This is a genomic window from Conexibacter sp. CPCC 206217 (genome assembly GCF_030646165.1).
In the GTDB taxonomy this organism is placed as follows: Bacteria; Actinomycetota; Thermoleophilia; order Solirubrobacterales; family Solirubrobacteraceae; genus Conexibacter.
Genome location: NZ_JAUTDO010000008.1, coordinates 24145 through 35752, shown reverse-complemented (window position 1 = coordinate 35752; position 11608 = coordinate 24145). Strand labels below are relative to the sequence as shown.

Below are 11608 nucleotides of genomic sequence, written 5' to 3'. Positions count from 1 at the left end.
GTCCTGCGCTTCTGTGTGTGGGGAACGGACGACACTCGGTCCCGCCGCGAGAGCGGCGGGACCGGGTGTGCGGAGCTGCCGGGCGCGTCAGCGCTTGGCGGCCTTCTTCTTCTTTCTGCTGACTCTTCTGGCGGGCTTTCTCGCGGCTCTCACCGTGACGGTCTTCGTCACCGTGTTGGCCGTGCCGCCCGTCGGCGTGAAGGTGAACGCCACCTTGACCGACAGCTTCTTGCTCTTCGCTCTCGCAAGCGCGCTCTTGGCGGCCGCGGACAGCTTGAGTCTCAGCGTGACTCTGCCGGCACCCTTCGGGCTGGCGGAGACCGAGGCGACTCTGATCGTTCTTCTGCCGACTCTCGTCGTGGCAGCGACTCTCAACGAGCCGGCGCCCGGGAGCTGCGCGACGAACGTCAGCAGCGACGCCGTCGTCTTGCTGCTCGGGACCGAGAACGAGTTGCTCGGCGGAGCCGGCGTCACCGGCGGAGCCGGCGCCGGGGGCGTCGGGGGCGTCGGGGTCGGCGGGGCGGGCGCCGGGGGAGCGACCGAGGCCGACTTGTTCCAGTCGATCGCCGCAACGCCGTTCTGCGCGTACGTGCGCAGCGGCTGGGCGGCCGTGTTCGGCACCTCGGAGTAGTCGTAGCCGGCGATCGCGTTCTGACCCGCGTCGCTGACGAGCATCGTGAAGTAGTCCTTCACCGTGCGCGCCTTGGCCTCTTCCGACGCCGTGGCGCCGTAGACGACCGCGTTGTCGTCCCACAGCAGGCCGTACGTCAGGACGCAGGCGGGGTAGCCCGTCACGCCGCCGGCGGCGAACGTTCTGCTCCAGTCGCCCAGCGTCGGGTCGTTCTTGGGCGAGTTGGCAGGCGTCGGCACGTTCTTGATGTCGACGAGGCCGCAGGACGCGCCCTTCGTGACGTTGGCGCTGTTGTGCGCGGTCGGGTCGACCGAGGGCTCAGCCCACGTTCTCGTCGCCGGGTTGGCTTCCGGGTTGACCTCGAGCGGCGTCCAGATCGTCTGATCCTGGGTGCTGGCCGTGGAGGAGTTCCAGAAGTTCTTGTTGCGCGCCGCGGCGAGATCGACATAGCCGATCGAGCCGTCGACGAGGTTGACCGCGTCGGCGAGCGCGCCGCCGCCGGTCGCCGTGTTGGAGCAGAGGTTCGTCCCACCGATCGGGCAGACGGCCGTCGAGGCGGTGTCGATTCTGGTCGGCGTCGCGCTGCCGGTGCCGTCGACGGGCCAGTTGATGTTCGGCGTGGCGGCGTACGTCGTGGTCCAGCCGCGGCTCGGGCTGTTGAGGCCGAGGTAGGCCTTCCACGAGAACGTCGTGCCGGAGTTGTCGGTACGGACGATGCGGCGGATCGGCACGTCGCCGCAGTCGGTCAGGGCCGGCGTGAGGTCGGCGTACTGGCCGCTGGTCGGCGTCCCTCTGATCGTCGGGACGAGGTCGCCCCACGTTCTGACGGTGCCGGCGAAGGCGCCCTCCACCGTTCTACCGGGGATCAGCGGGCGCTGCGTGCCGGCGGCGAAGCTGTCGCCGACGGAAGCGCCGGTCAGCGTCGCCGCACCGTCGGACTTGATCGAGCAGCCCTGCGGCAGTCTCATGATCAGGACGGCGGCGCCGGTCGCGACCGGGACGACGTGCAGCAGCGCGTCGTCGGCCGTCGTGGTGTCGAGGCCGTTCTGCATCTGCGTGTACTGCGCGAACGTCGGCGGGTCGTCGGTCGCCTGGAAGGAGACCGACAGATCGCGCTGACCCGGGAGCAGCTCGCTCCCGCACGTTCTGTTGACGATGCAGAGCGTGTTCGCGTCTCTCGTGCCGGCGCCGGCGGAGCCGAGGCCGACGCCGGAGCCTCTCGCGCTGAACGTCGGCGCGGACGGGTTGCCGCCACAGCCGATCAGCGAGCCGTTGAAGACGGCGGCGAAGTTTCTGTGCAAGTCGGCCTGGAAAGAAGCTCCCTGACCGACGACGCCGCTCGCGCCGGCGCACTCGTTGAGAGTGAAAGCAGCGTGGGCGTCGGTCGCGCCAAGCGCGCCCAGCCCGAGCGCAGCTGCGGCGATACCGGCCGTCAGCACGCGTCGCGGCCAAAGTGCCGCTGCGGGTGATGCCATGAGGTGTGTGGTCCTTTCGCGTCTAAGACGTGACGTAGAGGCGAACAGAACTCTGCGGCCTGCGATACCCCGCCGAACAGAGCTCTTCACAGGATTCGCCCCGACGGTTCACAGGTTGGTGGCACACTCTTCACAGCTCGTTCACCTATGCGCAGACTTACGCGAAGCTCTCGACGCGACGAAGCGGAACCTCGACGTAATTGAGACCGACTTCGCACGCGCCTTCGGTCTCGGTGTGAGCGTCACGGTGACACGAACGGGGAGCGGGGTGCCGCGGCGGACCTTCGTGCGGTCTCTGCCCCTCAGCCTCAACGTCATCTGCACGGTGCTGCGTCTGCGCGCCTGCGCGCTTCTGACGGCGACTTGGCGTGGCTTGGCGGGCTTGACCTTCTTGGCGGCTCTTCTGCCGCCTCTCGCTCTTCTGGCTCTGGCCGCGGTGGTCCCGCTCGCACGTGTCTTGGCGACTGCGCGCAGCGAACCCGGGCCCGGCACAGAGACGCGCAGCAGCAGCGTCCCGTCTCTGCGCACGATCGCGCGCACCCCGAGGTCGTCGGAGCTGCTGACGATCTCCTCGTTGATCGGATCCGCACCGAGGCCGGCCGGCGGCGCGCCCGACGGCGGGTCGGCCGACTCGGTCACCGTGAACGCGTCCGGCTGGCCGTTGGCGTCGCCGGGGGCGAGGTTCGCGGCGCCGGAGACGAACGCGATCGAGCGGCCGTCGGCGGAGACCGCCGCGTTGGCGTCGATGCTGCCGTCGACGTCTCCCCCGCCCGGTCGCAGCACGCGCCGCGTGGAGCCGCCGGCGCCGAGGTCGATCGTGTACAGCTCGTTGCCGCCGGCCGACGACCGCGGGTCGCCGACCAGCGGCGGGGCGGGTGGCAGGTACTGCCGCCGGGCGCTCACCAGCACCAGCCGGCTGCCGTCGGCGCTCATCGCGATCGATGCGATCTCGCCGTTGACGTTCGGGTTCGGCGCGGACGTGCCGCGCGTGACCGCCTGCGTGCCGGCCTTGCGGCTGACGCCCGGCCGCATCGACGTCGTGAAGACGTCGAGGTACGTGTCGGGATCCTGCGCGGGCCGGGCCGCGGCGCCGGCCAGGAACGCGACCGTCCAGCCGTCCGCGCTGAGTGCGGGGGCGCGCGAGCCGATGTCGTTGAAGCCGGCGTCGGTGTCGGCGAGCGGGCCGTAGCAGGGCCCCGTCGCGATCGGGTTGGTGTCGACCGTCCCGTCGACGCAGGCGGGGTCGTCGGGGTCGGCCAGGCCGGTCACGCGGCGCGTCGTCGCGCCGGCGTCGTCCCAGCGGCGCCAGAGGTAGTAGGAGAACGCGTCGTCGGTGTTCTCGCCGTTGAGGAAGCGCGTCTGGCGCGAGGCGTTCTGCCCGACCCACGAGACGGTGCTGCCGTCGCGGCTCAGCACGACCGGTCCGAGCCCGCCGCCCGCGCCGTTGCCGTCGGCGTCGCGCGTCACGAGCACGGTCCGCTTCGTCGCGAGGTCGCGCACGAAGACGTTGAACGGCGACGTGTCGACCGCGTCGCGCGCGGGCAGGTCGGAGGCGAGGTCGGTGGTGCGGAAGGCGACGTAGCGGCCGTCGGCGCTGATCGCCTGGGCGGCGAAGACGTCGGCGCCCGGGTTGCGGCCCGTCAGCGGCGGATCGATCGGCGCGTAGTGGGCCGGGTCGTCGCTGCCGTCGCGCGCGGAGACGAGTCTGTAGGCGCCGCCGCCCGCGCGGTCGCTCGTCAACGGCACGGACATGTCGCGCACGTAGACGTCGATGTTGTCGTTGTCGTCCTGCGGCACGAGTCTCTGCGCCGTCGAGAAGACGACCCAGCGACCGTCGTCGCTGACCGAGGGGCGGGCCGCGCCGCGCTGCAGCAGCGTGCCGTCCTCCTCGCCGACGACGTCGCCGTCGGCGACGAGCTGGATCGCGCCGGTCGTGCGATCGAAGCGGAAGACCCCGCCGAGCCGCAGCGTGCCGATCGCGTCGGCGTCGTCGTCGGGGAAGAAGTTCGTCGCTCTCGTCTGGAAGACGACCCAGCGGCCGTCGCCGGACAGGTCGACGGCGGTCGTGCCGCCGTCGGCCTGCTCGAGGCGGGCGTTGTCGACCGAAGCGAGCTGCGCGTCGCTCCACGCGGCCGGTGCGACGGCCGGCAGCGCGGCCGCCAGCAGCAGCGCGCCGCCGAGCGCGAACGAGATCGGGCGACGCCTCATCTCACAACCACCTTCCGGACCAGCGTTCTGCGGTTGCCGACCTTGTCGCGCATCGTCACGCGGACCGTGTAGCGGCCGCGTCTGCGATATCTGTGCGTCGCGCTGCGGCCGCGCCCGCGCGTGCCGTCGCCCCAGGCGATCGCGACGCTGGCGAGGCCCGAGGACTCCGATCTGACGCCGTCGCTGACGGTCGTGCGCAGGCGCCGTCTGCGCAGCGCTCTGACACGGGCGACGGGCGCGGAGCGGTCGAGCTTCAGACGCGTCACGATGCTCGTCGTCGTCTGCTCGGCGGCGTCGGTCGCGACGACCGTCAGCTCGTGGTTGCCGTCGCCCAGCTCCGCCGCTCTGAGCGTGCGCGTGAGCGCCGTGAGGCCGGTCGCGATCTCCTCGCCGTCGACCTGGACGGCGTAGCGGATGCCGCCCGAGGCGCTGTGCGCGCGATCCCAGCTGATCGGGATCGTTCTCGCACGCGTCCAGCCCAGCGGCGGATAGACCATGAACCCGCTCGGCGGGGCGTCGATCGAGGCGGCGACGATCTGCTTGCCGTCCTCTCTGCCCTGCAGGAAGCCGACCAGCGCGCTGCCCAGCGGCGAGCCGGAGAAGCGCAGGCCGCTGACCGCCCCGCCTCTGGCGCCGCTGACGATCCGCTGGAACGGCGTGCCGTCGGCGCGCCGCTCGAACAGGCCGACACCCGCGGAGGAGCCCTGGTCGACGGTCCAGGCGGCGGCGAGCGAGCCCTCGGTGCCGCGCGCGACGAACGGGTTCGGCGCGCTGCGCGCAGAGCCGTCGTCGAGGCGGGACGGCGTGCCGACCGCGCCTTCGTCGCCGGGCACGTCGAGCGCCTGCGTGTCGAGCGAGACGCCGGCGTCGAAGCTGCCGCCGTCGTCGACGGAGACGTTGACCGTGCCGAGCGTGCCGGCGGGCCCGTCAGCGCCGCCGCCGTCGACCGCTCTGAAGCCGAGGAACGTGCCGGCGCCCTCCGCGAGGCTCGACGGCAGCATGTTCACGAGCAGCCGCGGGCGCGTCCAGCTGCCCTGCGCGTCGGGCTGTTGACGGAAGCCGACGATCGTCTCGCCGAACGGCGCGACCGCGAGCGCGACCTGGTCGGCGCCGGAGCGCAGCGGCTTGCCGTCGACCTCCGTCGGGCTCGCCGGCAGGACGTTGCCGAGCACCTGGCCGAAGACGCGGCGGGCGTAGACGCGCGGGATCAGCTGATCGTCGGGCTCGATCCAGGCGACGACCGCGTTGCCGTTGCCGTCGCTGCGCACCTGCGGCCCGTTGAGATCCGTCGGCGTCGTCTGCGGCTGGCTCTGGATGCGATCGACCGGCTGGCCCAGCTGCGACCAGAACGAGCCCGAGTAGCGCTGCAGGCGGATGTCGGCGTCGACCGTGTCCGGCGGCAGCGTCGGGCTCTGGCGCTGGTAGACGACGCGGTAGGCGAGGTAGGCGACGCCGCCCGGTCCCATCGACAGCGACGGCGCCGCGTCGAGCCCCTCGCGCACGTCGAGGTCGATCGCGATCGGCGCCTGGAAGCTGTTGGCACCGGGGTCCAGCGAGGCGGAGAACATGCGGTTCTGAACGCCGCCGCCGTACTGGTGGATCCACGTCACGACGAGCCGGCCGCCGTCGCCGGCGCCGATCGCCGGCCACGAGGAGTCAAATCTCTGACCGAGGTCGACGCGCTGCGGCGGCTGCCATCTGCGGCCGACGTAGCGACTGACGAAGACGTGGACGCGGCCGTCGACGCGCTTGCTGTAGACGAGGCCGCCGGTCCCGTCCTCCGACATTGCGACGCCGTCGACGCCGATCACGTCGGCGGACGGACCGTCGAGCGTGGAGGCGGCGTTGATCGTCGCGTGCACGGGAGCGGCTGCGAAGCCGAGCGCGAGCACGGAGGCGAGCACGGGCGCCGGCAGACGGCGAAAGGCGAACGGGCGCACGAAAGCAGAGAATGGAGACTCGCCGCGCCGGTCGCGTGAACAAGTTGATAACGACAAACCGTCGTTCACGAATCGGTAACGGGACGGGTTCATTCATGCGCCACCATCGCCTTCGCGTGCCGACTGCGGTGCGTCGCAGCTCGCGCGCATCTGCATCCGTCAACACGAAACCCCCTCTCACGGAGGTCCTGTGCGTCACCGCGCAACCACAATCGCCCTCGCCGCAGTCGCGGCATCCGCGATCGCCGCCCCCGCCGCGAGCGCGAAGACGACGATCACGATGAGCGGCTCGACGTCCGTCGCTCCGCTGATCACGCTGCTCGCGAGAAAGTACGTCAGCGGCGGCCCCGGCACCGGAAAGGTCAGATTCATCCTGCAGCAGGGTGGTTCGGACACCGGCATCAACGACGTCTCGCGCGGCCGCGTCACGATCGGCAACGCCTCGCGCGCACAGCAGCCCTCCGATCCGGGCGGCCTCGTCTTCAACAAGATCGCGTACGACGCGATCTGCATCATCACGAACCCGGGCAACCCGCTCGGCACGCTCTCGCAGGACCAGGTGGAGTCGATCTTCACGGGCCGCACGCGCGCCTGGAGCCAGGTCCCGGGCGCGAGAGCGACCGGCTCGATCGAGCTGATCAGCCGTACCGCCACGTCGGGTACCGCTGACGCCTTCAGAGAGATCTTCCTCGGCGGCCAGCAGTCGGTCGCGGCGAGCGCCCAGGTGAAGTCGTCCAACGGCCTCGTCCAGTCGACCGTCGCCAGCACCAGAGGCGCGATCGGCTTCGTCTCGCTCGACTTCGTCACCGGCGGCCTCAGAACCGTCAACTACGAGGGCGTCGGCTGCACGCTGCGCAACGCCAAGTCGGGTCAGTACAAGGGCGTGCGTCCGTTCTCGCTCGTGACGCGCGGCGCGCCGACCGGCGCGACGAAGACGTTCATCAAGTGGATCCAGACGAGCGCCGACGCGAAGGCGATCGTCAACCAGCACTGGATCCCGATTCGGTGAACGTGCTGTCGTCACGGAGGCGCGGCGCGCCGCGCCGTCCTCCGGAGCGCGCCGAGCTGTGGCTCGGCGCGCTTGCGGCGACGCTGCTGCTGGTGATCCTGGGCATGCTCGGCTTCGTCTTCAAGGAGGCGTGGCCGTCGTTCAGCCACAACGGGCTCGCCTGGTTCGGCAGCGGCGGCAACGTCCAGCAGCAGCTGGCGGCGATCTACGAGTCGCCGTCTGACCCCTCGCAGTACGAGTACCACCTGCGCGCCTGGCCGCTGATCTACGGCACGATCCTGTCGACCGGCCTCGCCGTCCTGATCGGACTCCCCTTCGCGCTCCTGTGCGCGCTCTTCATGGTCGAGTTCGCGCCTCCCGGCGTGAAGCGCATCATGACCCCGGTCGTCCGCTTCCTCGCCGCGGTCCCCTCCGTCGTCTACGGCCTGATCGGCATCCTCGTGCTGGCCCCGTGGATCGACAAGCACCTCGTCAGCCCTGAGTTCAAGCTCGCGGTCAACGCGATCGTCCCGATCAGCGGCGGCGGCGTCCTGCTCGCCTCGGTGATCCTGATGGTGATGATCGTGCCGATCATGATCGCGATCATCAGCGACGCGCTGCGCGCCGTTCCGCGCTCGTGGCTGGAGGGCTCGGCGGCGCTCGGCGTCAACCGCTGGCGCACGATGTGGAAGGTCGCCGTGCGCACCGCCCGCCCCGCGATCGCCGCCGCCGTCGTGCTCGCGACCGCGCGCGCGCTCGGCGAGGCGATCATGCTCGCGATGGTCTCGGGCTCCTTCATCTGGTCGCCCAACCCGCTCGACGGGCTCAACTTCTTCCTCGAGCCGCTGCAGCCGCTCGCCGCCACGATCGTCGGCCAGCAGGAGGGCTTCTCGGCCGTCCCGCTCGGGCAGACGCTCTACGCGATCGCGGCCGTGCTGCTCGTCTCCTCCGCCCTGCTGTCGTTCGCCGGCTGGGCCGTCCGCCAGCCGCTGCGCAAGTACGCGACCCGCTGATGAGCGCGCTCGCGACACCTCCGCGCGGACCCGCGCAGGCGCCGCCGAGACGGACGCGCGCGCGTGACAGCGCGACGAGCTGGCCGCTGCGCGACCGGATCGGCCTCGCGCTCTGCTGGATCGCCGGCGCGACGCTCGCGATCGTCGCCCTCACCGTCCTGCTGTACATGTGCTTCAAGGGCATCACGCAGCTGCGCCCGAGCATGCTCGTGACGCACCCGAGCGCGGCCGTCGACCAGAGCAGATCGGGCGGCTTCCTCGACCCGATCCAGGGCACGCTGCTGCTGACCGCGATCGGCATCGTGATCGCCGTGCCGATCGGGGTCTGCGTCGCGCTGTGGCTGGTCGAGTTCGGCCGCCCGGCGGCGCTGGCGCGGATCGTCGAGTCGGCCGTCGACGTGATCGCCGGCGCACCGAGCGTCGTGCTCGCCCTGTTCGGCCTCTCGTTCTTCTCCGAGACGTTCTTCTCGTGGATGTCGTTCCGCTCCGAGGACACGGCCTTCGGCCGCTCGTTCATGGTCGCCGGCACGGTCATGTCGCTGATCGCGCTGCCGCTGATCGTCGGCGCCACGCGCGAGGCGCTGCTGCAGGTGCCCAACCACGTGCGCGAGGCGTCGCTGGCGCTCGGCAAGACGAAGGCCTCGACGATCCGCGCCGTGCTGCTGCCGGCCGTCCGCCCCGGCATCGCGACCGGCACCGCGCTCGGCATGGGCCGCATCATCGGCGACACCGCGATCGTGATCCTGCTGCTCGGCAACACGCTCACGACGCAGCCGCGCGACGGCAGCATCCCCGTGCTGAGCGTGCTGCAGGGCACCGGCTCGACGCTCACCAGCTACATCTACGGCAACTCACCGATCGGCGAGGGCAACGCGCCGCAGAAGGCGTACGCGGCGGCGTTCGTGCTGCTGCTGATCGTCGTCGCCCTCAACGCTCTCGCAACTCGCATCGCCCGCGGGCGTGGAAAGGACACCGCGTGGATCCGCTGATGCCACCGCCCCCGATTCGCAAGATCTCGCTCGACGCGCCGCCAGTCGTGGTGCCGGTCGCGCCGATCCCGCTCGACCGCAACGGGAACGGCAACGGCACCGGGTCGCGCGCCGGCACCGGCCTCCACACCCCCGGCCCGCCGCCGTCCGACGCGCCCGTGATCGAGCGGATGCGCTGCGAGGCGGTCACGATCGCCTACGGCGCGAAGGTCGCCGTCAACAAGGTCGACCTGCCGATCAGCCAGGGCGAGGTGCTCGCGATGATCGGCCCGTCGGGTTGCGGCAAGACGACGCTGCTGCGCTCGCTCAACCGCCTCACCGAGCTGACGCCGAGCGCCGCCCGCGGCGGCCTGATCGCGCTCGACGGCGAGGACATCGACCGGCTCGAGGTGACCGCGCTGCGCAAGCGCGTCTCGATGGTCTTCCAGCAGCCGAACCCGTTCCCGATGTCGGTCTTCGACAACGTCGCCTACGGCCTGCGCGAGGGCGGCAGCAAGCGCCCGCGCAAGAAGGAGCTGCTGGAGCCGGTCGAGCGCGCGCTGACGCGCGCCGGCCTCTGGCACGAGGTGAAGGACAACCTCGACCATCCCGCATTGCGCCTCTCCGGCGGCCAGCAGCAGCGGCTCTGCATCGCGCGCGCGCTCGCCGCGCAGCCCGAGGTGCTGCTGATGGACGAGCCGTGCTCGGCGCTCGACCCGATCTCGACCGGCAAGATCGAGGAGCTGATCCTCGAGCTGCGCGAGCAGATCGCGGTCGTGATCGTGACGCACAACCTGCAGCAGGCGCAGCGCGTCGCCGACAGAGTCGCGTTCATGTACCTCGGCGAGCTGGTCGAGCTGGCCAGCGGCGAGCAGATCTTCAACGCGCCCCAGGCGCAGCGCACGCGCGACTACGTCGGCGGGGCGTTCGGGTGAGGCGAGGAATGGCGCTCGTGCTGGCATCCGCGGCAGCACTCGCGCTCGGCAGCGGCGGCTGCGAGACGACGCGCGAGCAGGCCGCGAAGGTCTCCAAGCAGGGCGACAACGCGTTCAGACAGACCGGTCTCGACGTCGGCGCCGCCAACCGCGCGGTGAGCGTCGTCGAGACGGCCGTGATATCGGACGTCAACGGCAGCGCCGTCGTCGCGGTGCTGAGAAACACCGGCCCCAGAGCGCTGTCCGACGTGCCGCTGCAACTCGTCGTCAGAGACGGCAGAGGCAGAGCGACGGCGAGAAACGACGAGGCGGGGCTGGAGCACTGGCTCACGCACGTCGCGCTGCTGCCGCCAGGCAGAGAGGTCGTGTGGGTCAACGACCAGCTGACGGTGCTCGGCGGCAGACCCGCCAGAGCCGACCTGACCGCCGGCAGAGGCAGAGACGCCCCGGCGAACGCGAGCGACGTCAAGATCACGGTCGCCGACGCGAGACTCGAGGGCGACGTCGCCAGCGGCCTCACCGCCGTCGCGAAAGTCGTCAACGGCTCGGCGGTCCCGCAGAGAGAGCTCGTGATCGCCAGCGTCGCGCGCAGAGGCGGCAGAGTCGTCGCGGCCGGGCGCGCGATCGTGCCGCTTTTGAGAGCAAGAGGCAGAGCGACGATCCACGTCTACTACATCGGCGACCCGACGGGTGCTGAGCTAACCTTCGAGTCGCAACCTTCCACACTTCCTTGACCGAGATGATCCAGATCCCCACCTGCCGCACCTGTGGCGCCCAGCTCGCACCGGATCAACGCTACTGCCTCAGCTGCGGCACGCGCGTGACGGCGCCGCGGCTCGACTTCGTCGCGGAGCTGGAGCAGTCCAATCGCGCGCAGGCCGCGACGAACGGGCACGACCCGGCCGCCGCCACCGCGGTGCACGCCGCGGGTGCGCCGGCGCTCGACGGCGCGGCTCCCGGCGGCGCCGCGCCCGCGCCCGCGCCGTCGCGGCTGGACAAGATCGGCGGCCCGATGGGCGCGGCCGCGGTCGTGCTGGTCGCGCTCGGGATCGGCTTCCTGATCGGCCAGGCCGGCAACGACACCCCGGTCGCGCAGAGAGCGCCGGTCGTGAACATCCAGGGCGGCGGGCTGCCGACGAGCGCCCCCGCTCCGGCGACGACCGACACGACCGCGAGCGATCCGGCGGCGGCGACCGACAGCGGTGCGTCGAGCGACGCGTCCAGCAGCGACAGAGCCAGAGGCGCGACCTCGAGAAGAGACGCCGCCGCCGACGCGCAGAGAGTGCTCGAGAGCACGAGAGACATCCCGCAGTCGACCGGCACCGAGAGAACCGGCGGCGACATCAACAGACTGAGACAGCAGCCGACGGAGACGGCGACGCCCGGCGCCCCGCCGCCGGTGGACGACGAACCGGCCGGCGGCGGCTCCGAAGCGACCTCGATCGGATGA

Annotated in this window: 9 protein-coding genes; 6 read left to right on the top strand and 3 right to left on the bottom strand. The window is 71.3% G+C overall.

Annotation, left to right across the window (positions count from 1 at the left end):
- Positions 1 to 87 precede the first annotated feature (87 nt).
- The 3 genes from Q7L65_RS21195 to Q7L65_RS21185 all read right to left on the bottom strand — a co-directional run bounded on the left by Q7L65_RS21195 (position 88) and on the right by Q7L65_RS21185 (position 6254).
- Positions 88 to 2106 (bottom strand): substrate-binding domain-containing protein, encoded by a 2019-nt coding sequence (locus tag Q7L65_RS21195; protein WP_304724264.1) that lies wholly within the window; start codon positions 2104 to 2106, stop codon positions 88 to 90.
- A gap of 141 nt (positions 2107 to 2247) precedes the next feature.
- Positions 2248 to 4314, bottom strand: coding sequence for a hypothetical protein (locus tag Q7L65_RS21190; protein WP_304724262.1), 2067 nt, complete (start codon positions 4312 to 4314; stop codon positions 2248 to 2250).
- Positions 4311 to 6254: a PKD domain-containing protein gene (locus Q7L65_RS21185; protein ID WP_304724261.1), complete on the bottom strand. Its 1944-nt coding sequence runs from the start codon at positions 6252 to 6254 to the stop codon at positions 4311 to 4313. Before Q7L65_RS21185 ends, Q7L65_RS21190 begins: the two co-directional genes overlap by 4 nt.
- 190 nt (positions 6255 to 6444) lie before the next feature.
- Here Q7L65_RS21185 and Q7L65_RS21180 point away from each other — a divergent pair, with 190 nt between their 5' ends.
- From Q7L65_RS21180 to Q7L65_RS21155, 6 genes are all read left to right on the top strand, one after another.
- Positions 6445 to 7263, top strand: a complete 819-nt coding sequence (locus Q7L65_RS21180) for a phosphate ABC transporter substrate-binding protein (RefSeq protein ID WP_304724259.1) — start codon at positions 6445 to 6447, stop codon at positions 7261 to 7263.
- The gene (pstC, locus tag Q7L65_RS21175; protein WP_304724257.1) at positions 7260 to 8255 is read left to right on the top strand and encodes a phosphate ABC transporter permease subunit PstC; all 996 of its coding nucleotides are present in this window, start codon (positions 7260 to 7262) and stop codon (positions 8253 to 8255) included. Before Q7L65_RS21180 ends, pstC begins: the two co-directional genes overlap by 4 nt.
- Complete coding sequence (pstA, locus tag Q7L65_RS21170; RefSeq protein WP_304724255.1) at positions 8255 to 9244, top strand: phosphate ABC transporter permease PstA; 990 nt, start codon at positions 8255 to 8257, stop codon at positions 9242 to 9244. Before pstC ends, pstA begins: the two co-directional genes overlap by 1 nt.
- Before the next feature lie 170 nt (positions 9245 to 9414).
- The gene (locus Q7L65_RS21165) at positions 9415 to 10158 is read left to right on the top strand and encodes a phosphate ABC transporter ATP-binding protein (protein ID WP_370552610.1); all 744 of its coding nucleotides are present in this window, start codon (positions 9415 to 9417) and stop codon (positions 10156 to 10158) included.
- 8 nt (positions 10159 to 10166) lie between these two features.
- Positions 10167 to 10892 carry a hypothetical protein gene (locus Q7L65_RS21160; RefSeq protein WP_304724248.1) on the top strand — a complete coding sequence of 242 codons (726 nt, stop codon included), beginning with the start codon at positions 10167 to 10169 and terminating at the stop codon, positions 10890 to 10892.
- 5 nt (positions 10893 to 10897) lie between these two features.
- Positions 10898 to 11608 (top strand): zinc ribbon domain-containing protein, encoded by a 711-nt coding sequence (locus Q7L65_RS21155; protein ID WP_304724246.1) that lies wholly within the window; start codon positions 10898 to 10900, stop codon positions 11606 to 11608.